Origin of the sequence: Streptomyces sp. NPDC086787 (genome assembly GCF_044745865.1) — a bacterium.
Taxonomy (GTDB): Bacteria; Actinomycetota; Actinomycetes; order Streptomycetales; family Streptomycetaceae; genus Streptomyces.
Genome location: NZ_JBIVBC010000022.1, coordinates 1 through 23,007, shown reverse-complemented (window position 1 = coordinate 23,007; position 23,007 = coordinate 1). Strand labels below are relative to the sequence as shown.

General features: G+C 71.9%; 23 protein-coding genes. 15 read left to right on the top strand and 8 right to left on the bottom strand.

The features are described 5' to 3' along the window. Positions 1 to 4: 4 nt before the first annotated feature. Both ACIPK3_RS31615 and ACIPK3_RS31610 read left to right on the top strand, forming a co-directional pair. Positions 5 to 502: a MarR family winged helix-turn-helix transcriptional regulator gene (locus tag ACIPK3_RS31615; protein ID WP_402575245.1), complete on the top strand. Its 498-nt coding sequence runs from the start codon at positions 5 to 7 to the stop codon at positions 500 to 502. Then, a complete protein-coding gene (locus tag ACIPK3_RS31610; RefSeq protein ID WP_402575244.1) occupies positions 499 to 996 on the top strand; it encodes a MarR family transcriptional regulator in 498 nt (165 codons plus the stop codon). Before ACIPK3_RS31615 ends, ACIPK3_RS31610 begins: the two co-directional genes overlap by 4 nt. Here the strand turns inward: ACIPK3_RS31610 and ACIPK3_RS31605 are convergent. The 4 genes from ACIPK3_RS31605 to ACIPK3_RS31590 all read right to left on the bottom strand — a co-directional run bounded on the left by ACIPK3_RS31605 (position 993) and on the right by ACIPK3_RS31590 (position 6,197). Then, positions 993 to 2,540: an ABC transporter substrate-binding protein gene (locus ACIPK3_RS31605; RefSeq protein ID WP_402575242.1), complete on the bottom strand. Its 1,548-nt coding sequence runs from the start codon at positions 2,538 to 2,540 to the stop codon at positions 993 to 995. The genes ACIPK3_RS31610 and ACIPK3_RS31605 overlap by 4 nt on opposite strands. Continuing rightward, positions 2,540 to 4,675: a hypothetical protein gene (locus ACIPK3_RS31600; RefSeq protein ID WP_402575240.1), complete on the bottom strand. Its 2,136-nt coding sequence runs from the start codon at positions 4,673 to 4,675 to the stop codon at positions 2,540 to 2,542. Before ACIPK3_RS31600 ends, ACIPK3_RS31605 begins: the two co-directional genes overlap by 1 nt. Before the next feature lie 99 nt (positions 4,676 to 4,774). Next, positions 4,775 to 5,746 (bottom strand): isopenicillin N synthase family dioxygenase, encoded by a 972-nt coding sequence (locus ACIPK3_RS31595; RefSeq protein WP_402575238.1) that lies wholly within the window; start codon positions 5,744 to 5,746, stop codon positions 4,775 to 4,777. Beyond that, positions 5,739 to 6,197 (bottom strand): nucleoside deaminase, encoded by a 459-nt coding sequence (locus ACIPK3_RS31590; RefSeq protein WP_402575237.1) that lies wholly within the window; start codon positions 6,195 to 6,197, stop codon positions 5,739 to 5,741. Before ACIPK3_RS31590 ends, ACIPK3_RS31595 begins: the two co-directional genes overlap by 8 nt. A gap of 121 nt (positions 6,198 to 6,318) precedes the next feature. Between ACIPK3_RS31590 and ACIPK3_RS31585 the strand changes: the two genes are divergently transcribed. Beyond that, on the top strand, positions 6,319 to 7,284 hold the full coding sequence (locus tag ACIPK3_RS31585; protein ID WP_402575235.1) for a DMT family transporter: 966 nt from the start codon (positions 6,319 to 6,321) through the stop codon (positions 7,282 to 7,284). Here ACIPK3_RS31585 and ACIPK3_RS31580 read toward each other — a convergent pair. Both ACIPK3_RS31580 and ACIPK3_RS31575 read right to left on the bottom strand, forming a co-directional pair. After that, entirely contained in the window at positions 7,181 to 8,062 is an 882-nt protein-coding gene (locus ACIPK3_RS31580) for a LysR family transcriptional regulator (RefSeq protein WP_402575233.1), read from the bottom strand. The genes ACIPK3_RS31585 and ACIPK3_RS31580 overlap by 104 nt on opposite strands. Next, positions 8,062 to 8,316: a PLD nuclease N-terminal domain-containing protein gene (locus ACIPK3_RS31575; protein WP_402575231.1), complete on the bottom strand. Its 255-nt coding sequence runs from the start codon at positions 8,314 to 8,316 to the stop codon at positions 8,062 to 8,064. Before ACIPK3_RS31575 ends, ACIPK3_RS31580 begins: the two co-directional genes overlap by 1 nt. A gap of 105 nt (positions 8,317 to 8,421) precedes the next feature. Here ACIPK3_RS31575 and ACIPK3_RS31570 point away from each other — a divergent pair, with 105 nt between their 5' ends. From ACIPK3_RS31570 to ACIPK3_RS31535, 8 genes are all read left to right on the top strand, one after another. Then, positions 8,422 to 9,873, top strand: a complete 1,452-nt coding sequence (locus ACIPK3_RS31570) for a menaquinone biosynthesis decarboxylase (RefSeq protein WP_402575229.1) — start codon at positions 8,422 to 8,424, stop codon at positions 9,871 to 9,873. Next, entirely contained in the window at positions 9,870 to 10,772 is a 903-nt protein-coding gene (gene mqnP / locus ACIPK3_RS31565; RefSeq protein WP_402575228.1) for a menaquinone biosynthesis prenyltransferase MqnP, read from the top strand. Before ACIPK3_RS31570 ends, mqnP begins: the two co-directional genes overlap by 4 nt. 67 nt (positions 10,773 to 10,839) lie before the next feature. Beyond that, positions 10,840 to 11,523: a UbiX family flavin prenyltransferase gene (locus ACIPK3_RS31560; RefSeq protein ID WP_402575226.1), complete on the top strand. Its 684-nt coding sequence runs from the start codon at positions 10,840 to 10,842 to the stop codon at positions 11,521 to 11,523. A 54-nt stretch (positions 11,524 to 11,577) separates the two neighbouring features. Beyond that, positions 11,578 to 12,033, top strand: coding sequence for an Lrp/AsnC family transcriptional regulator (locus ACIPK3_RS31555; RefSeq protein ID WP_402575224.1), 456 nt, complete (start codon positions 11,578 to 11,580; stop codon positions 12,031 to 12,033). An 84-nt stretch (positions 12,034 to 12,117) separates the two neighbouring features. Continuing rightward, positions 12,118 to 13,281, top strand: a complete 1,164-nt coding sequence (mqnE, locus tag ACIPK3_RS31550) for an aminofutalosine synthase MqnE (protein ID WP_402575223.1) — start codon at positions 12,118 to 12,120, stop codon at positions 13,279 to 13,281. A gap of 4 nt (positions 13,282 to 13,285) precedes the next feature. Beyond that, positions 13,286 to 13,810, top strand: a complete 525-nt coding sequence (locus ACIPK3_RS31545) for a GNAT family N-acetyltransferase (protein WP_402575222.1) — start codon at positions 13,286 to 13,288, stop codon at positions 13,808 to 13,810. Between the two features lie 100 nt (positions 13,811 to 13,910). Next, positions 13,911 to 14,180: a DUF4229 domain-containing protein gene (locus ACIPK3_RS31540; protein WP_402575220.1), complete on the top strand. Its 270-nt coding sequence runs from the start codon at positions 13,911 to 13,913 to the stop codon at positions 14,178 to 14,180. A gap of 44 nt (positions 14,181 to 14,224) precedes the next feature. Beyond that, positions 14,225 to 14,875: a TetR/AcrR family transcriptional regulator gene (locus ACIPK3_RS31535; protein ID WP_402575218.1), complete on the top strand. Its 651-nt coding sequence runs from the start codon at positions 14,225 to 14,227 to the stop codon at positions 14,873 to 14,875. A 6-nt stretch (positions 14,876 to 14,881) separates the two neighbouring features. On the opposite strand, the gene ACIPK3_RS31530 is transcribed toward ACIPK3_RS31535, so the two are convergent. Further along, complete coding sequence (locus ACIPK3_RS31530; RefSeq protein ID WP_402575216.1) at positions 14,882 to 15,775, bottom strand: MaoC family dehydratase; 894 nt, start codon at positions 15,773 to 15,775, stop codon at positions 14,882 to 14,884. A gap of 271 nt (positions 15,776 to 16,046) precedes the next feature. Here ACIPK3_RS31530 and ACIPK3_RS31525 point away from each other — a divergent pair, with 271 nt between their 5' ends. Next, a complete protein-coding gene (locus ACIPK3_RS31525) occupies positions 16,047 to 17,990 on the top strand; it encodes an AMP-dependent synthetase/ligase (RefSeq protein WP_402575215.1) in 1,944 nt (647 codons plus the stop codon). A 96-nt stretch (positions 17,991 to 18,086) separates the two neighbouring features. Continuing rightward, a complete protein-coding gene (locus tag ACIPK3_RS31520) occupies positions 18,087 to 19,307 on the top strand; it encodes a cytochrome P450 (protein ID WP_402575213.1) in 1,221 nt (406 codons plus the stop codon). A 101-nt stretch (positions 19,308 to 19,408) separates the two neighbouring features. Here ACIPK3_RS31520 and ACIPK3_RS31515 read toward each other — a convergent pair whose 3' ends face one another. Continuing rightward, positions 19,409 to 20,305 carry a LysR family transcriptional regulator gene (locus ACIPK3_RS31515; protein WP_402575211.1) on the bottom strand — a complete coding sequence of 299 codons (897 nt, stop codon included), beginning with the start codon at positions 20,303 to 20,305 and terminating at the stop codon, positions 19,409 to 19,411. A gap of 191 nt (positions 20,306 to 20,496) precedes the next feature. On the opposite strand from ACIPK3_RS31515, the gene ACIPK3_RS31510 reads away from it, so the two are divergent. Next, positions 20,497 to 21,063, top strand: coding sequence for a DUF6817 domain-containing protein (locus ACIPK3_RS31510; RefSeq protein ID WP_402575209.1), 567 nt, complete (start codon positions 20,497 to 20,499; stop codon positions 21,061 to 21,063). A gap of 67 nt (positions 21,064 to 21,130) precedes the next feature. Further along, on the top strand, positions 21,131 to 22,900 hold the full coding sequence (gene kstD, locus ACIPK3_RS31505) for a 3-oxosteroid 1-dehydrogenase (RefSeq protein ID WP_402575207.1): 1,770 nt from the start codon (positions 21,131 to 21,133) through the stop codon (positions 22,898 to 22,900). Positions 22,901 to 23,007: the final 107 nt, after the last annotated feature.

The window sequence follows — 23,007 nt, the reverse complement described above, 5'->3', positions numbered from 1 at the left end:
TTTCATGAGCAAGGGTTCTCCGGGCCCCACGCCCGGCTTCCTGGTGTGGCGGCTCGCCAACAAATGGCGTGTCGCGGTCGACCGCGCGGTGGCCCCGCTGGGGCTCACCCACGCGCAGTACTCACTGGTCGCGTCACTGCACGCCATGCAGCGCGCGGGCGAACGGCCCAGTCAGCGCCGGCTCGCCGACCACACCGGCCTGGAGGCGCTGTACGTCTCCAAGCTGGCGCGCGCCCTGGAGTCGGCCGGCCTGATCGAGCGCACCCGCGATCCCCGTGACCCGCGCGCCGTACAACTCGCCCTCACCGAGCGGGGCCAGGACGTCACGCGGCAGGCGATCACGCTGGTCCAGGAACTGCTCCAGCAGTTGCTGGAGCCGCTCGGCGGCCTCGACGCCCCGCGCACCCGCGCGTTCACCGACGAGTTGACGACCCTCCTCGACGCACCTCTCGCTCCACCCGTACCGGACAACGACGAGAGCACACAGGGGAAGACACCATGACCACCACCGAGTCCACCACCGCGTCCTCCACCGCACCCGTGGCCGACGCCCGCGCCCTCGGCCTGGCCCACTACGCCGCGCGCGGTGTACTGCTGCACGTCCTGGCCCGGCACGGCATGACGTTCCCGCAGCAGGTCGCCCTGCGCGCCGCCGTCACCGCCAACACCCCGCGGACACCGGAGGACCTCGTCACCCAGGTCCGGCACTCCCTCAAGGAGGATCCGGCCGACATCCGCGCCACCCTCGACGAACTGCTCGCCAAGCAACTGCTGACGGCGGACGGCGGACACATCCGCCCCACGGACGCGGGCCGCGAGCTGCTCGCCGCCGTCGGCGCGGAGACCGCCCCCGTCACCGCCCGCGTCTGGGGCGGAATCCCCGCCGAGGACCTGGCCGCCGCCGGCCGCGTCCTCACCCTGGTGACCGAGCGCGCCAACACGGAACTCGCGGCGCTCACCCGGGGCGCGGACACCACTGGGGCGTGTCCGCCCTAGGACGGCGGAAGGCACTCCGTCGTCGGCGGTTTCCCCTCCGGCCAGGCGATGCGGACGAAGCGGGAGCCGCCCTCCGGGGCCAGCTGCACGATCGGCACGGCCTTGTCGTACGGGTTGCCGTGGGCGTCCAGGCAGATCCAGCCGCTCGCGCCGTTCACCCGCAGCGAGCCCTTGACCTGGGGCCACTGGAGGCCCACGTCCGCGAGTGCCGGGATCCGGCCGCCGTCCGGGACCGCCTCGCGGATGCCGTGCACGGCCAGCCGGACCGCGTCGTACGCGATGATCAGCTGCCCGTCCTCCAGCTCGACCGGACCGATCGGCCCGGCCGGTTCCCGCCCGGCGCTCGCCAGCAGGGTGCGCAGCGTCCGCATGTCCGCCGGTGAACCGCCCGTCTTCGCGGGAGTCCCCGCCCACGCGTCCGGGTGCGCGAGAGCCGTGTACCGGACGGTGAGACGGTGCTCCAGGGCGGTGCGGTCCAGGTCCTTCTCGCCGGTCAGATACGACCCCTCGTCCCCGGTCAGCAGCGTGAACGCCCGATCCTGGCAGCCGCGGCCGCCCAGCGCGTTGATGAACTGCCGCAGCTGGGTGTGCCGGCCCGCGAACAGGATCGTGTCCGTCTCCGCGGAGGTGTCGCACAGCAGATGGGTGATCTGCCGGAAGGTGTTGGCGGTGGTGCCCTCCTTGCTGCGGTCCGCGGGCGGGGTGAACGGCTGCGGCTCGTACGGCGATCCCTTGATCAGCGCGGCGAACGAGTTCTGCAACGTCCGTGTGTACGGGTCGCCGGGCTTGTCGTACACCAGCAGCGCCCGGCCCGCGCTGACCCTGGCGAACGAGGCCAGCGCGCGGGCCTCGTCCGTGTTGGTCGGCGCGACCCGGGCGAGCCCCGGATAGGGGTCCTTGCCGCCCTGCCCGTTGGCCAGGTCGTCCGCGGTGATGGAGGAGCCGACCACCGGAACGCCCAGCCGGGTCAGCTCACGCACCGCCCGCTTGTTGCTGTCGGTGCTCTGCCCCACCCCGACGACCGCCCGCAACCGGTCCGCACCCCGCGCCATCCGCCCGAGCTGATCGATCGTCAGTTCCCAGTGGGTGCTGGTCGCTCCCGGGTTGGCCAGCACCAGCCGGATCGCCGGTGCCTCCCCGTTGGCGTTGTGGTTCGCCTCGTACTGCGCCAGATACGCGCCCTGGAGCTCGTGCAGTATGTCGCTCACGCTGGACCGGGCCGTCGCCGTGTACGGCAGCATGAGCGCGACGGTCACATAACTCCCGGACTTCAGACCGCTGTTCTCCCGCTCGATCGCGGCCACCGTCTGCCGCAGCTGGGGATGGCCGAAGTCGTACGCCCCCGTCGCCACACCCACGCACTCGTCGCTGCCCGCGGGCCGCGTCACCCCGGGCGCGCACGACCGGTCGTCCCGTGCGAGCGCGCGCACCGCGAAGACCAGACCGGCCACCAGGGCCGCCACGGCCAGCAGCGCCGTATAGCGGCGCAGCGGTATCTCCCAGATCCCCTCGCGCAGCCGAGTGCCCAGCCCCCTGAACGCCATCACGCCACCCCGCTCCGGTCGTCGGCGTCGTCCCCGTCGTCCCCGTCGTCCGTGTCGCCCTCGTCGTCCCCCCGGCCGGGGGCGCTCAGCGGGCGTCCCGCGAGCGCGGCCGCCGGCCAGTCCCGCGACGCCCGCCACAGCAGCGCGTTGCCCGCGGGCCGCAGATTGGACAGCTGCTCCAGCTCGAACCGCAGCCGGTCGCACACCCTCGGGTCGGGCAGCACCAGCGGGTCGGCCAGCTGCCACACCGCGTGCAGCAGCCGCCGTATCCGCAGATGCAGTACGGCGTCCACACCGTCCGGCACCACCTGCGCGGCGTCCGTACGGCCCAGCGCCACGGCCGCGCGCCGGTCGCCGTGGCCGGTGAAGTCCCGCCCGTCGGCGCTGTGGGCGTGGAAGTAGGGTGCCGACGCGACGAAGCGGAGCGTGCGCAGCCAGTCGCGGGTGCCGAGGGTGGGGAAGGTGTCACGCAACTGGGCGACCGCCGACTCCGTGGTCCCCAGGGAGAGTTCGTGGTGCAGCCGATAGGCGTCCGCGTGCTCGGCGGAACCCGTGTAGTGCGCGATCAACGTCTCGTGCGCCGCCCGCCACCGGTCGTGGTCGGTGCCCGACACATGCAGTCGGAGCAGCAGCAGCGTCCGTACGAACGGGTCGCCCACGAACTGGCCGGGCGCGCCCGGCAGCCCCTCACGGGCCAGCCGGGTCTGCAACGCCCGCACGTCCGACGGACCGAAGTCGTCCGGCAGCAGGGCCGCGGCCAGCGCACAGGCCGAGTCGTGGTCGTGGGCGGCGGCCAGCACGGTCAGTTCGTCCAGCCGGTCGGCGGGCACCAGCCGGTCCAGCAGTTCACGGTAGGCGGGGGAGCCGTCGTGGTCCTCGTACAGCCGCACGTCCGCGGTGAGCAGCGCGCCGAGCGAGGTCGCCTCCGGCAGGTGCTGCGCGGCCGACTCGGCGAGCAGCGCGATGCCCAGCGGGTTGCCGCCGGTCAGCCGGTGTGTGGCGTGCGGGAGTTGGGGCGGGACGGGTACCTCGTCGCAGACCGCGCCGACGATGTGCAGGGTGTCGTCCGGAGACAGCGCAGGCAGCGCGACCAGCAGCGCCCGCGAGGACGGCACCGCGACGTCCGGCGCCCATCCGCTGCGCCGGGCCACCTCGGGCAGCGCGTGCCGCACGGCGTTGCGCAGGACCTCCCGGCCGTCGCCGCGCAGCGCGCCGATGAACGCCACCTGGTCGGCGATCCCCTCCGACCGGTCCCGCAGCACCGCTTCCACCAGCCCGGGACCGGGCGCGTCCTGCGCGTTGTCGAGCAGCACCAGCGGCCGGCCGAGCCGTTTCATGCGCGGCAGCACACCCGCGTAGGCCTCCGTCAGGTCGGCGAGCAGCGCCCGCACCAGATGGCGTTCGGCGTGCTCCCGGGAGGTGCCGCCCGCCCGGAAGTGCCCGGACAGCAGGATCAGCCCGCGCTGGGCGTGCCCGCCCGCGTTCGGGTAGGTCCGGTACCAGACCGACGCCTTGTGGTGCCGGCGGTTCGCGAACCCCTCCGCGACGGACTCCAGGGTGGCCTCGACCGCGCCCGACAGGATCGGCCCGCTGCCGGTCGCCGCGGCGACCACCTTCGCCGCCACCTTCCCGGCCCACCGCCCGGCGAGGCCGCCGACCCACGAACCGCTCTCGTTGAGCAGCAGGATCCGTTCCACCTCGCGCCGGATCCGCTCCGAGTCCGCGTCGCGCCAGCCGCCCGCGGCCACCGCGACCAGGCCCGTCATCAGCCGTGGGAACTGGATCCGCCCGGCGCCGGTCACCGGCTCCGCGAGCTGCTCGGCGATGACGAGCAGCGCCTGGGCCACCGGGGACCAGGACTCGGCGGGCCGGTCCGCGGGCGGCCCCGCGAACTGCTCGTCCGCGCAGTCGACCAGCGCGACCGGAGTGTGCCCCTTGTAGGCCTCGCGCAGCTCCGCGAGCACCGCGCTCTTGCCCAGTCCGCGCGCGCCGGTGAGCACGACGAAGGGCGGCTCCGCCGGATGCTCGAACGGATGCGCGCGGTGCTGATAGGGACGCAGGCCCACGAGTCGCGGAGCCAGCCCGGCCGGATCCGCGTCGAACAGGGCACCGCGTCCATGCAGACGTCTGTGCACCGATTCCCCCCTTGATCCCAGTGTAGGAAGGGGGAGTTGCTCCTTACTAGAGCGCGTGTTGAACGGGTTCCGTCACTCGGTTCACAGCAGTCACTGGTGTCACTCGACGGTGATGGAGTCGAGCTTCTCCCGCAGATAAACATGGGAATCGACGGGCGGATACGCCACTCGCCCCACCGGCGCCGGAACCGACTCGACCAGGGTGCCCGGGGTGCACTCGCCGAAGTAGACGAGGGACATGAGTTCCTCGGCGGGCGCGTCCAGCGGCGGCGGCAGCACCCGGTGGCGCCCCGACCGCCACCGGTCCCCGGTCCAACGGGCCATCAGGTCACCGATGTTGATGGTGAGGGCGGCGGGATCGTGGGGTGCGTCCTGCCAGCCTCCGTCGTCCGTGTGTACCTGGAGTCCGCCCTTGCCGGCCTGCCGGTCCAGGATGGTGACCGTCCCGAAGTCGGTGTGCGGCCCGATCCGGAACTGTCCCGGACGGGGCTCGCCCAGCACGTCGGTGCCCGGATACCAGTTGATGTTGAAGCCGTAGGTCGGATGCCCCATGTGCCGGCTGAAGAAGTCGGGCCGGAGCCCGAGGGCCTGCCCGAGCAGCGACAGCAGCAGCGTCTCCAGCCGGGCCATCTCCCGGAGGTACTCCTCGCACAGCGCCCGCAGCTCGGGAACCTCGCTCGGCCACACATTGGGCGCGTACCACTCGGCGTTGACGACCGGGTCCTCGAACGGCTCGTCCGTCGCGAAGGTCAGCGACTCCTTCAGGTCGGGCGGCGTCTCGGTCCCCTCCGAGTACCCGTTCGCCTCCGCCCCCGGCCCGAGCCACCCGCGCCCGCCGACCCGTGCCGCGTACGCCTGCTTGGCCGCGACGGGCAGCGCGAAGAACCGGCGGGCGGCGGCCCGTACGGCGGCGCGCAGCGCGGGGTCGACCCCGTGCCCGGTGACGAGCAGGAACCCGGCGGTGCGCAGGGCCCGGTCGACGGTCCGGGCGACGTCCGCCCGCTCCTCGTCGCCGCCGTCCAGCCAGGGCCGCAGATCAATGGTCGGGATGCGGGGCGGACGCTCACTCACCGATGTCTTCCTTCCACAGGTCCGGGTGCGTGTCCATGAACTCACGCATGACCGCCGCACACTCGGGATCGTCCAGCACGACGATCTCCACACCGTGCTCGGCCAGCCAGTCGTGGCCGCCGTGGAAGGTGACCGCCTCGCCGATCACGACCCGCGAGATCCCGAACTGCCGGACCAGACCGGAGCAGTACCAGCAGGGCGACAGCGTGGTCACCATCGTCGTGCCCCGGTACGACCGCTGCCGCCCCGCCGCGCGGAAGGCGGCGGTCTCCGCGTGCGTGGACGGGTCCCCGTCCTGCACCCGCCGGTTGCGGCCCCGGCCGAGCAGCGCGCCGTCCGCGGCGTAGAGCGCGGCGCCGACGGGGACACCGCCCTCGGCGAGCCCGCCGCGCGCCTCCTCCAGCGCGATGCCGAGCCACGCCCGGGCCGTCGCCTCGTCCAGGAACTTCATGACATCGGTCTCCTCACGGCAGGGACAGCGTCGGCCCCATCGGCCCTGCCGATGGCCCCATCGGCAGGATGCCCCACTGGCGCGTGGACCGGCCCGGCGCCACGTTCGTAGCGTCGTCGACATGACCTCGGACCACTCGGATCGCCCGGACCACAAGGGCACACTTCAGCTGACGACCGCGATGGTGCTCTCCGGCACCCTCGGTGTCTTCGTCACCGAGTCGGGCGCCTCGCCCTTCAACGCCGTCTTCTTCCGCGTCCTGTTCGGCGCCCTGGCGCTCGGCGGGTACGTCACCGCGCGCGGCCTGTTCCGCGACCACGGCTTCACCCCGCGCACCCTCTCACTCGCCGTACTGGGCGGGGTGCTCATCGTCCTCAACTGGGTGCTGTTGTTCCAGTCGTACGCGAACACGTCCATCTCGGTGGCGACGGTCGTCTACCACACCCAGCCGTTCTACGTGGTGCTGCTCGGCGCCCTGCTGTTCCGGGAGCGGCTCACCGCCGCGAGGACCGGCTGGATCGCCGTCGCCTTCGCGGGCCTGATCCTGGTTTCCGGGGTACGGCCCGCGGACTTCACCGGCGGCGGCGCCTACCTCACCGGCATCGGCCAGGCCCTGCTCGCCGCCCTGCTCTACGGCCTGTCCACCCTCGTCACCAAGCGGATCACCGGAGTCCGCCCGCATCTGATCGCCCTCGTACAGGTCCTGACCGGCATCCCGTTGCTGCTCCCGTTCGCGGACCTCGGCGCGATGAGCGGGACCGGCTGGGGCTGGGGCTGGCTGGCCGGGCTCGGGCTCATCCACACCGGGCTGATGTACGTCCTGATGTACGCCGCCTACGCCCGGCTGGCCACCGCGAAGATCGCCGTCCTCGCGTTCGTCTACCCGGCCGTCGCGATGCTCATGGACTGGGCCGTGTACGGCCACCGCATCGGCCTCGTGCAGGCCCTCGGCGTACCGCTCATCGTGACCGCGAGCCTGAAGGTCACCCTCGCTCGGCGGTCAGCCGCCGGGCCTGCTCCACAAGCAGCCGGGCCTGCGCCGAAAGCCGCTTCCCGGCCCGCCATGCGAGCTGGGTCCGAAGCGTGAACGGCGGCTCCCACGCCAGGACCACGAGGGAGCCCTCCGCGAGTTCGGCGGCGACCGTCACCTCGGGAAGCAGCGAGATCCCGAGACCGGCCGCCGCCGCGCGCTTGGTGGCCTCCAGTGTGCCGAACTCGGTGAACTCCACCGGGCCGACCGCGGTGAGCTCCCGCTCGAACAGGTCCCGGTAGGCGCAGCCGGGCTCGGGCGCCAGCAGCGTCTGCCGTACCAGCTCCACGGTGGCGACCCGGCCGTCCGCCAGGGCATGGCCGGGCGCGGCCACCAGCACCAGCCGCTCCTCGCCCAGCACCACGCCCTCGAGGCCGCTGTGCTCGGTCTCCTCCTCCATCAGGAAGCCCAGGTCGTACGTCCCCTGCCGCAGCGCCTGCCGGGTCTCGTCACCGATGGTGGTGCGCAACGAGAGACGCACCTTCGGATAGCGGTGCCGGAACAGCTCGACGAGCGGCGGCAGCAGATAGGAGCTCAGCGACTCCATGGTGCCGACCACGAGAGTCCCGGCCGGCTGCTCGGCCGGGCCCACGGCCGCCCGGGCCTCCTCGGCCAGCTCGATCATCCGCCGCGCGTAGGGCAGCAGCCGCTCGCCCGCCTCCGTCAGCCGGATGTGGCTGCCCAGCCGGTCGAACAGCGCCACGTCCAGGGAGGTCTCAAGGGAGCGGACCTGACCGGTCACGCTGGACTGCGAGTACGTCAGCTCGGCCGCCGCCCGGGTGAAGCTCAGCAGCGTGGCCACCCGCTCGAACGTCACGAGCAGACGCAGCTCCATCAGGCGTCCTCGCCCAGGGACTTCAGGAACTCGGGGTTGTCGTCGGGGGCGACCCAGGTCTGCCTCGGCCGGCGCACCTTCCCGGCGAACAGCCACGCGACCGGGCCGACCAGCACCTCGCCGAAGAGCAGGATGATGATCACCCACGCCACCTTCGGCAGATGGCGCACCTCGTCCTCGGGAGTGTTCAGACAGTCCACGAAGGCGTAGATCCAGAGCGCCAGGATCAGCAGGAAAGGCAGATACCTCAGCATGGTGGTGCGGTCCCCCCGCGCTCTTGGACGGTCATGGTGACCGGGCCAGGCTATCGGGTGACCCGGTGCCCGGTCCCCGGCACCGGGTGGCCGATACTGGTGGGCATGGCTTACGACGATCTTCGCTCGCTGCTGAGGGCGCTGGAGCGCGAGGGCGACCTCAAGCGCATCAAGGCCGAGGTCGACCCGTACCTGGAGGTCGGCGAGATCGTCGACCGGGTGCAGAAGGCCGACGGCCCGGCGCTGCTCTTCGAGAACGTGAAGGGCTCCGCCATGCCCCTCGCGATGAACGTCTTCGGCACCGACCGGCGTCTGCTCAAGGCGCTGGGCCTCAAGTCGTACGGCGAGATCAGCGACAAGATCGGCGGGCTGCTGCGCCCCGAGCTGCCGCACGGCTTCGTCGGCGTGCGCGAGGCCTTCGGCAAACTCGGCGCGATGACCCACGTACCGCCGAAGAAGGTCAAGGACGCCCCGGCGCAGGAGGTCGTCCTGCACGGCGACGACGTCGACCTCGACCGGCTCCCGGCGCTGTTCACCTGGCCGCAGGACGGCGGCTCCTTCTTCAACCTCGGGCTCACCCACACCAAGGACCCGGAGACCGGGATCCGCAACCTCGGGCTCTACCGCCTCCAGCGCCACGACAGGCGCACCATCGGTATGCACTGGCAGATCCACAAGGACAGCCGCAACCACTACCAGGTGGCCGCCCGCCGGGGCGAGCGGCTGCCGGTCGCCATCGCCTTCGGCTGCCCGCCCGCCGTGACCTACGCCTCCACCGCCCCACTGCCCGGCGACATCGACGAGTACCTGTTCGCCGGGTTCATCGCGGGCAAGCGCATCGAGATGGTCGACTGCAAGACGGTCCCGCTCCAGGTCCCGGCGAACGCCGAGGTCGTCCTGGAGGGCTGGCTGGAGCCCGGCGAGATGCTGCCCGAGGGCCCGTTCGGCGACCACACCGGCTTCTACACCCCGCAGGAGCCCTTCCCCGCCCTGAAGATCGACTGCGTGACGATGCGGAAGCGGCCGCTGCTCCAGTCGATCGTCGTGGGCCGCCCCCCGACGGAGGACGGTCCCCTCGGTCGCGCGACCGAGCGCTTCTTCCTCCCCCTGCTGAAGATCATCGTCCCGGACATCGTGGACTACCACCTTCCCGAGGCCGGCGGCTTCCACAACTGCGCGATCGTCTCGATCGACAAGAAGTACCCGAAGCACGCCCAGAAGGTGATGCACGCCGTCTGGGGCGCCCACATGATGTCCCTGACCAAGCTGATCGTGGTCGTCGACGCCGACTGCGACGTCCACGACCTGCACGAGGTCGCCTGGCGGGCCCTCGGCAACACCGACTACGCCCGCGACCTCACCGTGGTCGAGGGCCCGGTCGACCATCTCGACCACGCCTCCTACCAGCAGTTCTGGGGCGGCAAGGCAGGCATCGACGCGACGCGGAAGTGGCCCGAGGAGGGCTACACCCGCGACGGCGGCTGGCCCGACATGGTCCTCCCGGACCCGGATACGGCGGCGAAGGTCGACCGCCGCTGGAAGGAATACGGACTGTGAGTTCAGCCTCCGCCGCGCTCCCGCAGCCGGGACGCACCCGGGCCTTCCTGCGCCTGGTGATGATCGAGCACTCCGTGTTCGCGCTGCCCTTCGCCTACATCGCGGCGCTGACCGCGATGTTCCAGCTGGACCGGAACGTCCACTGGGGCCGGCTGCTGCTGGTCACCGTCTGCATGGTCGGCCTGCGGACCTTCGCGATGGCGGTCAACCGGATCATCGACCGGGAGATCGACGCGCGGAACCCGAGGACCGCCCAGCGTGAACTGGTGACCGGCGCGATGTCCGTGAAGCACGCCTGGACGGGCGCGCTGATCGCGGTCGTGGTCTTCCTCGGCTCGGCGGCGCTGCTCAACCCGCTGTGCCTCGCCCTCGCCCCGGTCGCCGTGATCCCGATGGTGGTCTACCCCTACGGCAAGCGCTTCACGAACTTCCCGCAGGCCATCCTGGGCGTGGCCCAGGCCATGGGGCCGGTCGGCGGCTGGCTCGCGGTCACCGGCGAGTGGTCCTGGGACGCGGTCGTGCTCGGCCTCGCGGTCGGTGTCTGGATCGGCGGCTTCGACCTGATCTACGCCTGCCAGGACGTGGAGACCGACCGGGAGATCGGCGTGAAGTCGGTTCCGGCCCGCTTCGGCATCCCGGCGGCCATCCGGGGCGCGCGGGTGTGCCACGCCATCACCACCGGCCTGCTGGTCTGGTACGCGGTCCGCACCGGTGCCGGCCCGCTCTTCTGGCTGGGCCTGGTGATCGTCGCGGGCGCCTTCGTCTACGAGCACACGATCGTGCGGCCGCACGACCTGTCCCGGGTGAACCGGGCGTTCTTCTCCGTCAACGGGTTCATCGGTATTGCCCTGTTCGTGTGCGCGTTGCTCGATCTCGCGGTGCGTGGTCTGACCGTGTGAGGACCTGGTACGTCCGCGACGGCCGACCGGTCCTGAACACTCCCCGTCCCACCGGTACGCTCAAGGTGTGAACGCAGGAGAAACGCAGCGCGAGCCTTGGATCGTGGGGGTGTCCGGGGCATCGGGTACGCCATACGCCGCCGCCGTGCTGCGGGCACTGCTGGAGGCCGGTGAGCGCGTCGACCTGGTGGTGTCGCGGGCCTCGCGGCTGACGCTGCTGGACGAGACCGGGATCGCCTTCCGGGACGCCCACTGGCAGGACGACCTGCGGGAATGGCTGGCCCGAGGCGCTGACGGCAAGCCGGGGACCTTCGCCGTGGCCGACGGGGACCTCGAAGGGGTGCGGTACTGGAGCGCGGGCGACCTCGCCGCCGGACCGTCCTCGGGGTCGTACCGCGCCCGGGGGATGCTCATCGTGCCCGCCTCCACGGCCTGCGTGGCCGGTGTCGCGCTCGGGCTGTCGAAGGACCTGCTCCAGCGGGCGGCGAGCGTCACCCTCAAGGAGCGCCGCAAACTCGTGGTCGCCGTGCGGGAGACCCCGCTGAACGGGCAGACCCTGCGCCACCTGGTCGCCCTGGACGACGCGGGCGCCAGCGTGGTGCCCGCCTCACCGGGCTTCTACGCGGGCGCCACCCACATCCAGGACCTCGTGGACTTCGTCGCCGGACGGGTCCTCGACGCGGCGGGCGTCCGGCACGGGCTCTATCGCCGCTGGGAGGGCGAACTCGGCGGCGGAACCCGCACCTCGTGAACCCACACCTCTGAACGTCATCACGCAGAACATTTCCAGGAAGGCTTCGATCGCATGGACGCCGTGGACAGGCAGCTCATCCAGGCCCTGAGGGAGAACGGCCGGGCCTCCTACGCGGAGCTGGGGCGCCTCGTCGGTCTGTCGGGACCCAGCGTCACCGACCGCATCAACCGGCTGGAGGCGGCCGGTGTCATCACCGGCTACCGCGCCACCGTGAACGCCGTCTCCCTCGGGCTCGGCGTCATCGCCCTGATCGGCATCTCGCTCTCCGACGCCGCCGACCACGAGGACGTGGCCCGCAGGATGAAGGACCTGCCGGAGATCGAGGACTGCTGGTTCATCGCGGGTGACGACTCCTACATGCTCAAGGTGCGGGCGACGGACGTCGACGGCCTGGAGAAGATCATCCGTCGGCTCAGCGGCACCAAGGGCGTCTCACGCACCCGTACCACGATCGTGCTGTCCACGAAGTGGGAGAACCGGGTCGGAGAGCTGCCCGAAGAGGTGTAGGCGCTTTCGGCGCCGTATGGGGGTACCGGCCGCCCGAAGGGTGGGGGAGTAACGTGGGCGAGGCTGTCTAAGAAAGGTGTGGGCATGGACGTCGGGCTCAAGCGCGAGCTGGAGGAGAAGGTCCGTTCCGGTGAGCGGCTGACCCGCGAGGACGGCATCGCGCTGTACGAGTCGGACGACCTGGCCTGGCTGGGCGGGCTCGCGCACGAGGTGCGGACGCGCAAGAACGGCGACGTCGTGCACTTCAACGTCAACCGTCACCTCAACATGACCAACGTGTGCACCGCGTCCTGCGCCTACTGCTCGTTCCAGCGCAAGCCGGGCGAGAAGGACGCGTACACGATGCGCATCGAGGAGGCGGTGAAGCTCGCCAAGGCGATGGAGGGCGAGAACCTCACCGAGCTGCACATCGTCAACGGGCTCCACCCCAACCTGCCGTGGCGCTACTACCCGCGCTCCCTGCGCGAGCTGAAGGCGGCCCTCCCGGACGTCTCGCTCAAGGCGTTCACGGCGACGGAGATCCACCACTTCGAGACGATCTCCGGACTGTCGGCGTCGGAGATCCTCGACGAGCTGATCGACGCGGGCCTGGAGTCGCTCACCGGCGGCGGCGCGGAGATCTTCGACTGGGAGGTCCGGCAGCACATCGTCGACCACCGCACCCACTGGGAGGACTGGTCGCGCATCCACCGGCTGGCGCACCAGAAGGGGCTGAAGACCCCGTGCACCATGCTGTACGGCCACATCGAGGAGCCCCGCCACCGCGTGGACCACGTGCTGCGGCTGCGTGAGCTCCAGGACGAGACGGGCGGCTTCCAGGTCTTCATCCCGCTGCGCTACCAGCACGACTTCGTGGACATGAAGGACGGCAAGGTACGCAACACCCTCCAGGCCCGTACCCAGATGGCGACCGGCGCCGAGGCGCTCAAGACCTTCGCCGTCTCCCGGCTGCTGTTCGACAACGTGCCGCACGTCAAGGTGTTCTGGGTGATGCACGGCGTGCAGACCGCCCAGCTCGCCCTCCAGCACGGCGCGGACGACATGGACGGCTCGGTCGTGGAGTACAAGATCACGCACGACGCGGACAACTACGGCACGCCGAACAAGCTGACCCGCGAGGACCTGCTGGAGCTGATCCGTGACGCGGGCTTCCGGCCGGTGGAGCGGAACACGCGGTACGAGATCATCCGCGAGTACGACGGCCCGGACCCGCTGCTCCGCGAGTCGCCGCAGCCCATGCGGGTGTGAGCCGGTGACCCTGTCGTTCCAGCTGGACCCGGCCGTCTCCCGCGCCCTGCGGGACGACCTGCTCGCCCTGTGGGCGGACGTGTCGAACGCGGGCGGCTCGGTCGGCTTCGTGCCCCCGGTCACCGTCGAGGACGTCCGCCCCGAGCTGGTCCGGCACCTCGTCGCCATGGCCGAGGGCCGCACCCGGCTGCTGGTGGGCCGGGACGGCTCGGGGACGGTCGTCGCGGCCGCGTTCCTCGCGCACAACACCCACCGGCTGATGCGGCACTGGATCTGGCTGTACACGGTGATGGTGCACCCCCGCCACCAGGGCAAGGGGTACGGCCGGGACCTGCTCGACGCGGCCGCCGACGCGGCCCGCACCCTCGACGGCGTCGAGGCGATACGGCTCACCTGCCGCGGCGGCGCCGGACTCGAGCGGTTCTACGGCTCCTGCGGCTACAAGGAGGTCGGGCGGGTGCCCGCCGCGATCCGGGTGGCACCCGGGGACGACCGGGACGACGTCAGCATGCTGCTCCCGCTGCTGTGACCGGTGGCCCGGCCACCCCGCCGACCCCGCCGCCAAGATCGGGTCCGGACCGTGCTTCACTGGACGTCGACCCTGTTCGGAACCGGAAGACTGGATTGAGATGCTCCGCTACACGCTGATGCGCCTCGGGATCTTCGCGGGCTGCCTCGTGGTCGTCTGGGGCGCCGTCTACTCCGGCATCTTCCCGCGAGGCTTCGGCGACTCCAACTTCCTGTGGGTGCTGCTGCTCGCCATGGTGCTCTCCGCGCCGATCAGCTGGGTGGTGCTGCGCAAGGAGCGGGAGCGGGCGGCCGTCCAGGTCGCCGGCAAGGTCGACCGGGTCAAGGCGAACCTGGAGGCCAACCGCACCCAGGAAGACGCCTCCCTGTAGCCTTCCGCGACTTCGGGCACCCGTGGCCCAACTAGTCTTTCCCCATGGGTGCCGTGAAGACCAAGCGGATGCCGCGGGCGGTACGGGAGCAGCAGATGCTCGATGCCGCCGTGAGGACCTTCGGCCGGCGGGGGTACATGGCCGCGTCGATGGACGAGATCGCCGAACTGGCGGGTGTGTCCAAGCCGTTGGTGTACCTGTACCTGAACTCCAAGGAAAGCCTGTTCACCGCGTGCATCCGGCGGGAGGCCGCGGCGCTGGTCCGGGCGGTGCGGGGCGCCGTGCGGACGGATCTGCCCGCCGACCGGCAACTCTGGGACGGGCTACGGGCGTTCTTCGCGCACACCGCCGAGCATCCCGACGGCTGGTCCGTGCTGCATCTCCAGGCCCGCACCCACGGTGAGCCGTTCGCCGCCGAGGTCGCCGCGATGCGGGCGGAACTCGTGGCGTTCGCGACCCATCTGCTGGTGGTCGCCGCGCGTGCGGCGCACCAGGACCCGGACCTGCCCGAGCGTGGGGTGGCCGGTGTGGCCGAGGCCCTGGTGGGCGCCGCCGAGTCCCTCGCCACCTGGGCCAACACCACCCCGGGCGTCACGGCCCGGGAGTCCGCGGCGACCCTGATGAACCTCGCCTGGGCGGGCCTGGGCAACCTCCTGGAGGGCCGCCCCTGGCTCCAGCCGCCGGCCGCCGACTGACCTGCTTCAGGTCGCGGGCGGCAGCACCTCGCCGGTCAGATGCGCTCCCGGCCCGTCGTCGCGGCGCAGTTCGAAGCGGCCCGTGCCGTCGGCGGCGTACCGGACCGTGCCCGGCAGCGGGACGGGGGAGCGGAACTCGGTCCGTACGCGCACCGCGTCGGGTGTGCCGTGGGCGGCGAGACAGCGGGCGGCGGTCCACATGCCGTGGGCGATGGCCTGGCGGAAGCCGAAGAGGCGGGCGGTCAGAGGGTACAGGTGGATGGGGTTGCGGTCGCCGGACACGGCGCCGTAGCGGCGCCCGACGTCCCCGGCGAGCCGCCACTCGGCCACACCGGGCAGCGGTTCCCCCGCCGTCGGGGCCGCGGCCGGTGCGGCTGCGCCGGTGCGGTGGCGGGCGAGGTAGGTGCTCCGGGACTCCCACAGGGGTTGTCCCGTGAGCTCTCCCGCGCAGCGCAGCTCGGTGACCAACGCCGCCTCGGTGCCCCGGCGGTGCGGCGCCGTCCCGGCCACCCGTACCGAGAGGTCGTAGGTGCCGGTGGCGGGCAGCGGTGCGCGGCGGGTGATCTCGATCGACGTGTGGACGAGCCCCAGCAGCGGCAACGGGAAGTGCCGGCCGCTCATCAGACGCATGGCCAGGGGGAAACCGAGGACGTGCGGATAGGTGACGGGGAGCGCGTCCTCGCCGGTGGCGAAGCCGCACACGCGCTCGTAGGCGGCCAGCCGCGCCAGGTCGACGCGCACGCCGGGCAGCACCAGCCGGGTGCGCGGGACGCGGGCGTCCGGGCGGGGCCGCCGGAACGGCGAGCGCAGGGCGCCCCGGGCGAGCAGTGGCCCCAGGGCGGGGGAGCGGGCGAGGACCACGTCGGGGGTGCCGGCGCGGGCGTGCTGGTGGTCGGCCATGTCTCCAACTCCCGCGAGGCCGGTCGGATCTGCTTAGCGTGTCTGCTTACCGAGTCTGCTTACCCGGGAGTAAAGTTACCGGAGGTAAGCCTGATGTGCGAGGTTGCACAGCCCCGTCCCCGGACCATCCCCGAAACCGCACACGCCCCCCACACGGGCGCCGTACTCTCGCCCGGCGGGTCCGCCACCGGCCGCCGCTGAACACCTCGGTGCGCGAGGTACGTACGACATACGGCAAGCAGTCCGCCGCTGCACGCCCGAGGAGCCGCCCGTGTCCAGTCCGTACCCGAACCAAGCCCCCGCAGCCTCGGGTGCCACGGTCGCGGCGACCGACTACGACGGTGCGCCCGTCCTCGTGGAACCCCTCGTGCGCCGCCTCGACGGCGCCGTGCGCGAGGCCGCCGTACCGCCGTTCGCCGTGCCGGTGACCCACGGCTCGCTGGCGGACCTGCCGTTCGAGAACGCGGACACGGACCCCGGCGCCGTGGTCCTCAGCCGCCGTACCACCGACGGCCGCTGGACGGACGTGACGGCCGGCGACTTCGCGGCACAGGTGCGGGAGGTGGCCAAGGGGCTGATCGCGGAAGGGCTGGCGCCCGGCGACCGCATCGCCATCATGGCCGACACCACCTACGAGTGGACCCTGCTCGACTTCGCCGCATGGGCGGCCGGGCTCGTCACGGTCCCCGTCTACCCCACCTCCTCCGCCTTCCAGACCCGCTGGATCCTCCATGACTCGGGCGCGCAGGCCCTGGTCACCCAGACCGCCGAGCAGGTCGCCGCGATCGGCCCCGAACTCGAACACCTCCCCGGGCTGCGCCATCTGTGGGTGATGGAGAAGGGGCACGTCGAACGGCTCACCGAACTCGGCGCGCCGGTACCCGACGCCGAGATCGACGTACGCCGGGGCATGCTGGGCCCCGACACGCTCGCCACCCTCATCTACACCTCCGGCACCACCGGCCGCCCCAAGGGCTGCGCGCTCTCGCACGGCAACTTCTTCGCCGAGGTCGACAACGCGATCGAACTCCTCCACCCCGTCTTCAGGGCGCGCCCGGACGAGGACGCGTCCGTGCTCCTCTTCCTGCCCATGTCGCACGTCTTCGGCCGCATGGTCGCCATCGCCTGCGTCCGCGCCCGGGTCAGACTCGGCCACGCCCCCAGCCTGAGGGCCGAGGACCTGCTCCCGGACCTCGCCGCCTTCCGGCCGACCTGCCTGCTGACCATCCCCTACATGCTGGAGAAGGTGTACAACAGCGCCCGCGCCAGGGCCGAGGCCGACGGCCGCGCGGGCACCTTCGACCGGGCGGCCTCGGTCGCCCGCCGCTACGGCGAGGCCGTCGAGGCCCGGCAGACCGGCACCGGCAACGGCCCGAGCCGCTCCCTGAAGACCGCCCGCACCTTCTACGACCCCCTGGTCTACCGCCGTATCCGCGCGGCGATGGGCGGCCGCGTCAAGTACGCCATCTGCGGCGGCTCCCCGCTGGGCCGCACCCTGGCCGCCTTCTACGCGGGCGCGGGCATCCGGGTCTTCGAGGGCTACGGCCTGACGGAGACCACCGGCGCCACCACCGTCACCCCGCCCCTCAAGCCCCGCCTGGGCACGGTGGGCTGGCCGCTGCCCGGCACGAAGGTCCGCATCGCCGCCGACGGCGAGATCCTCGTCGCGGGCGACCACGTACTGCGCGGCTACTGGGACCCGGCGGCGGGCGGCGTCGTCCCCGCCACCCGCGACGGCTGGCTGCCGACCGGCGACCTCGGCGAACTGGACGACGAGGGCTACCTCACGATCACCGGCCGCAAGAAGGAACTGATCATCACCGCGGGCGGCAAGTCGGTGGCCCCCGCCCCGCTGGAGAACTGGCTGCGCTCCCACCCGCTGATATCCCAGTGCATGCTCGTCGGCGACGCCCGTCCCTACGTCACCGCCCTGTTCACCCTCGACCCCGACGGCCTCACCCACTGGCGCCGGATGAACGGCAAGCACCCGGTGCCGCCGGAGCTCCTCGCCGACGACGCCGAGTTGCGGGCGGTGCTGCAGCGGGCGGTGGACGAGGCGAACCGGCTGGTGTCCCGCCCGGAGACGATCAGGCGGTTCGCGGTGCTGCCGACCGACTTCACGGAGGCGGCCGGGCATCTCACCCCGTCGATGAAGCTGCGCCGCGAGGCGATCACGCACGACTTCGCGGCGTGGGTGGAGGAGCTGTACTCCTGACACGCTCAGGCCCTAGCCCACCTGGCCCCACCTGCCGGTGGAGATCACGGGTCCGGGACCGCTCCCGTGCTTCCATCGCGCCAGGAGGCATATCACATGACTGACGACCGACAGCTCGACGAGCCGAAGACCTGTCCCTTCGACTACAGCGTGGCCCTCGACTTCGACCCCGAACTCGCGGCGATCATGGAACGCGACTCCCTCACCCGTATCCGGCTCCCCTACGGCGAGTCCGACGCCTGGCTGGTCACCGGCTTCCGCTCGGTCCAGCAGGTCACCATCGACCAGCGGCTCAGCCGGGCCGGGATCATCGGTGAGGACTACCCCCGGCTGACCGCGGAGCCGATCGTCTCGCCGGAGTCCGTCAACGTCATGGACCCGCCGCACAGCACCCGTGTGCGCAGCCTCGCGTCCCAGGCGTTCACCCAGCAGCAGGTCGACGGGATGCGGGACCGGATCGTCCTGCTCGCGGACTCCCTGCTGGACGAGATGGCCGAGCACGGCTCGCCCGCCGACCTGGTACGGCACCTGTCCGACCCGTTCCCGCAGCACACCATCCTCCATCTGCTCGGGATCCCCCGGGACGAGTGGGACCGGATGCACGAACTGGTCCACAAGCTCCTGGTCACCGGCGCGGACGGCAAGGAGGCGGCGGCCAGGGTCAAGACCGACCTGACCGACTACTTCACCGCCGTGGTCGAGCAGCGCCGCCGCACCCCCGGCAACGACATCATCAGCTCGATGGCCGCGGCCCGCGACGGCCAGGACCAGCTCGACGACAGGGAACTGGCCGTCATGTGCCTCACCCTGATGCTGAGCGGTCAGGACACGGCGACCTGCCAGATCAGCAACATCGTCTATCTGCTGCTGACCCGGCCCGAGCTGATGGACTACGTCCGCAGCCACCCGGAGAACCTCTCCAACAGCATCCACGAGATGCTCCGCTACATCCCCTTCCGCAAGGGCGTCGGCATCCCCCGGGTTGCGATGGAGGACGTGGAGCTGGACGGCATGAAGATCCGCGCCGGGGAGTACGTCCACGTGTCCTACCTCGCCGCCAACCGCGACCCGGCGCGCTATCCGCAGCCCGAGATCATCGACCCCGACCTGCCCGGGCGCAGCGCCCCCCACATGACCTTCGGCTGGGGCGGCCACCGCTGTATCGCCGTCCCGCTCGCCATGGCGGAACTGGAGGTGGCCATCGGCCGCCTGCTGGAGCGCTTCCCCGGCCTGCGCCTCGCGGTACCCCCGGAGCAGGTTCCCTGGGACCAGAAGACGATCCGCAGGTTCCCGCACGAACTCCCCGTCGCCTGGTGAGACAACCGCCGGGAGGTGGCCCATCGGCTCCTCCCGGCGGCTTGGGCGCGGGCGTACCCGACGGCTTGGGTGCGGGGCGCCCGTCCGCGGCGGCGGGTCCCTCAGGCCGGCCGGGCGCCGGCGCTGTCCAGGACGGTGTCGGCGAAGGCCCGGGCCGGCGGGCTGAGGGCCTCCCAGCGGCGCACCGCCCAGCCGACGGACAGCGGGCGCAGGCCGGGCAGCGGGATCAGCCTGAGCCGGGTGCCACTGGGGACGGTGAGGCCCGGCAGGGCGGGCACGACGGCCCGTCCCACACCGAGTTCCGCCAGCAGCAGGGCCGTGTCCCAGTCGGCGACGCTGGTGTCGTACCCGAGACGTACGTCCGACTCGGCGCAGGCGGCCTCCAGTTGGGCGGCGGACGTGGAGTTCGGCGGCAGCCGGATGGGGCGTACGCCCGTCAGCTCGCCCGGGGTCAGGGACGTGCGGTCGGCCAGCGGGTCGTCGGAGCGCACCGCGAGAACCCAGGGGAGTTCCACCACCGCCCGCTGCTCGATCCCGCGCACCGGTGGCCCGAGCGTGATCCAGACGAGGTCCAGGGTGCCGTCGGCCAGCGCGTCGAAGCTGCCCCGGCCCGAACTCACGGTCCGGAACTCCAGGTTGACCCGGGGGTGCCGGCGGCGGAACGTGACCACCGCCTCCGACATGAAATGCCGTACCGTCGTCGCGCCGGTGGCCACCCGCACCGAGCCGCTGTGCCCGTCGACCAGGTCACGCAGTTGCCGCAGCGCGAGGTCCAGCCCCGATATCCCCTCGGCCGCCGCGCCTTCGAGCACCCGCCCCGCCTGCGTCGGCGCGACCCCGCGCGGCTGCCGCTCCAGCAGCGCGACGCCGGTCTCCCGCTCCAGCCGCTTCACATGCTGGCTCACCGCCGACTGGGTGCACCCGAGATCCCGGGCCACCGCGCTGAGACTGCCGGCCCGGCACACGGCAACGAACACACGGAGATCATCGAGGGTCACAAGTCCCAAGCTAGCACTTGGAGTTGGTGACAAATCCCAAGGATTGACTGTGCCGAGGGCACGTACGAAGCTTTTCCGCGGGCCCAGGCGGCAACCCGCTCCCCCCGGGGGGAGGGGAGCGGGTGTCGACCCCAGACTTACCTCGGCATACGGACACATGCAGATATACGGACATCAAGGGGACTTCTGCCATGGATGACCGCGCCACGGCACCGGCACCGGCACCGACACAGGCGACGGAACTGCTGCGACGACTCGGCGCCGCCGACGTCCCGCATCCGGGCGGCACCCTGCTCGCCCATCTCGGCCGCGTACGAGACCAGTTGGCGGAGTGGGGTGCCCGCCCCGCACTCCGGCTCGCCGGTCTGTGCCACGCCGTCTACGGCACCGACGGCTTCCCGTCCGCCCTGCTCCCGCTCGACCGCCGCGCCGAACTCCGCTCGGTGATCGGCGCCGAGGCCGAGGAGATCGTGTACTTCTACGCGAGCTGCGACCGCGCCGCCACCTACCCGGCGCTCACCGACCCCGGCGCCCCGTTCCGCGACCGCTTCACGGGCCGCGACGCGGGCCCCCAGGACCCGGGTATCTTCCGGGACTTCGCCGAGCTGACCGCCGCCAACGAACTGGACCTCGCCCGCCGGGACCGCGCCTTCCGCGCGGAGCACGGCTCCGGTCTGCTGGAACTGTTCACCCGGTTCGGGGCGCTGCTGAGCGAACCCGCCCGGCGGGACTGCCGTGCCGTACTGGCCGACGCGTAGCCCTTGACTTCACAAGACCCTCGCGCGACATTCCGGTCCCCCGGAACCCGTTGCGGAGGGACCCGCCATGCCCGCGAGACACACCGGTTCACCCACCCGCAGACATGTGCTCGGCACCGCCGCGGGCGCCGGGGTGGCGCTCGCGACGGCCGGGATACCGCAGCGCGCGAGCGCCGCCGACGTGCCCGTCATCGGGACCTACGACGTCGTGGTCATCGGGGCGGGGGCGGCCGGGATGACCGCCGCGCTGACCGCGGCGAAGCAAGGCCTCAGCTGTGTGGTGGTGGAGAAGGCAGCCGTCTTCGGCGGGTCCGCGGCCCGCTCCGGTGCCGGGATCTGGATCCCGAACAACCCCGTCATCCTGGCCGCCGGAGTGCCGGACACCCCGGCCAAGGCCGCCGCCTATCTCGCCGCCGTGGTGGGAACCGACGTGCCCGCCGCACGGCAACAGGCGTTCCTCGCCCACGGACCCGCGATGATCTCGTTCGTGATGGCCAACAGCCCGCTGCGGTTCCGCTGGATGGAGGGCTACAGCGACTACTACCCCGAGCTGCCGGGCGGGCTGCCGGGCGGCCGGTCCATCGAGCCCGACCAGCTCGACGGCAACCTGCTCGGCGCGGAGCTCGCCCACCTCAACCCGGCGTACATTCCGGTGCCCGCCGGGATGGTGGTGTTCAGCGCCGACTACAAGTGGCTGAACCTGGCCGTGGTCAACCTCAAGGGCGCCGCCGTCGCCGCCGAGGCGCTGGCCCGCGGCACCAAGGCCGCCCTGCTCGGACAGAAGCCGCTCACCATGGGGCAGTCGCTCGCCGCCGGGCTGCGCAAGGGACTGATCGACGCCCAGGTGCCGGTGTGGCTCTCCACCCCGCTCACCGACCTTCTGGTGGAGGGCGGGGTGGTGACGGGGGCCGTCGTCAGCAGGGACGGCGGCGCGGGGCTCGTCCGGGCGCGGCACGGGGTGGTCGTCGCGTCCGGCGGGTTCGAGCACAACGCGGCCATGCGGGCGCAGTACCAGCGCCAGCCGATCGGCACCGGGTGGACCGTCGGCGCCGCCTCCAACACCGGGGACGGGATCCGGGCCGGGGAGCGGGTCGGCGGCGCGCTCGGTCTGATGGACGACGCCTGGTGGGGCCCGGCCGTCCCGCTGCCCGACGAGCCGTACTTCTGCCTCTCCGAACGGACCCTGCCCGGCGGTCTGATGGTCAACGCGGCCGGCCGCCGCTTCGTCAACGAGGCGGCGCCGTACAGCGATGTCGTCCACATCATGTACGACCGCGACCCCACCGACCCCGACATCCCGGCATGGCTGATCGTCGACCAGAACTACCGCAACCGGTACCTGTTCCGGGACGTCGCCCCGACGTTCCCCCTCCCCGACGCCTGGTACCGCGCGGGCGCCGTCCACAAGGCCTGGAGCTTCGACGCCCTCGCCTCCGCCATCGGCGTACCCGGCGCCGCCCTGCGGTCCACCGTCGACCGATTCAACTCCCTCGCCCTCAAGGGCAAGGACACCGACTTCCACCGGGGCGACAGCGCCTACGACCACTACTACACCGACCCGGCCGTCCTCCCCAGCTCCTGTCTCGCCCCGCTGTGGCTGCCGCCGTACTACGCCTTCCGCATCGTCCCCGGCGACCTCGGCACCAAGGGCGGCCTGATCACGGACGCCCGGGCCAGGGTCCTGCGCCCCGACGGCTCGGTGATCCCGGGCCTCTACGCGGCCGGAAACGCCAGCTCCGCCGTCATGGGCCACAGCTACGCGGGCGCGGGCTCGACCATCGGCCCGGCCATGACGTTCGGCTATGCGGCGGCGCTGGACATCGCCGGGCGGTTCTGATCACATCGACAGGCCCTAGGTGTATTGATCACGAGCGTTGTTGACACTGGTGGGTCTTGAACATGGCGAAGACCTCCGATGTGGTGGAGCTGTCTAGGAACACACCG

What these genes read in the sequence shown, in the direction of transcription:
- ACIPK3_RS31540 (WP_402575220.1), top strand. Translation starts at nt 13,911, where the DNA reads ATGCTCCGCTACACGCTGATGCGCCTCGGGATCTTCGCGGGCTGCCTC.
- ACIPK3_RS31615 (WP_402575245.1), top strand. Translation starts at nt 5, where the DNA reads ATGAGCAAGGGTTCTCCGGGCCCCACGCCCGGCTTCCTGGTGTGGCGG.
- ACIPK3_RS31605 (WP_402575242.1), bottom strand. Translation starts at nt 2,540, where the DNA reads ATGGCGTTCAGGGGGCTGGGCACTCGGCTGCGCGAGGGGATCTGGGAG.
- ACIPK3_RS31535 (WP_402575218.1), top strand. Translation starts at nt 14,225, where the DNA reads ATGGGTGCCGTGAAGACCAAGCGGATGCCGCGGGCGGTACGGGAGCAG.
- mqnE (WP_402575223.1), top strand. Translation starts at nt 12,118, where the DNA reads ATGGACGTCGGGCTCAAGCGCGAGCTGGAGGAGAAGGTCCGTTCCGGT.
- ACIPK3_RS31580 (WP_402575233.1), bottom strand. Translation starts at nt 8,062, where the DNA reads ATGGAGCTGCGTCTGCTCGTGACGTTCGAGCGGGTGGCCACGCTGCTG.
- ACIPK3_RS31585 (WP_402575235.1), top strand. Translation starts at nt 6,319, where the DNA reads ATGACCTCGGACCACTCGGATCGCCCGGACCACAAGGGCACACTTCAG.
- ACIPK3_RS31610 (WP_402575244.1), top strand. Translation starts at nt 499, where the DNA reads ATGACCACCACCGAGTCCACCACCGCGTCCTCCACCGCACCCGTGGCC.
- ACIPK3_RS31555 (WP_402575224.1), top strand. Translation starts at nt 11,578, where the DNA reads ATGGACGCCGTGGACAGGCAGCTCATCCAGGCCCTGAGGGAGAACGGC.
- ACIPK3_RS31510 (WP_402575209.1), top strand. Translation starts at nt 20,497, where the DNA reads ATGGATGACCGCGCCACGGCACCGGCACCGGCACCGACACAGGCGACG.
- ACIPK3_RS31575 (WP_402575231.1), bottom strand. Translation starts at nt 8,316, where the DNA reads ATGCTGAGGTATCTGCCTTTCCTGCTGATCCTGGCGCTCTGGATCTAC.
- ACIPK3_RS31570 (WP_402575229.1), top strand. Translation starts at nt 8,422, where the DNA reads ATGGCTTACGACGATCTTCGCTCGCTGCTGAGGGCGCTGGAGCGCGAG.
- kstD (WP_402575207.1), top strand. Translation starts at nt 21,131, where the DNA reads ATGCCCGCGAGACACACCGGTTCACCCACCCGCAGACATGTGCTCGGC.
- ACIPK3_RS31530 (WP_402575216.1), bottom strand. Translation starts at nt 15,775, where the DNA reads ATGGCCGACCACCAGCACGCCCGCGCCGGCACCCCCGACGTGGTCCTC.
- ACIPK3_RS31590 (WP_402575237.1), bottom strand. Translation starts at nt 6,197, where the DNA reads ATGAAGTTCCTGGACGAGGCGACGGCCCGGGCGTGGCTCGGCATCGCG.
- ACIPK3_RS31520 (WP_402575213.1), top strand. Translation starts at nt 18,087, where the DNA reads ATGACTGACGACCGACAGCTCGACGAGCCGAAGACCTGTCCCTTCGAC.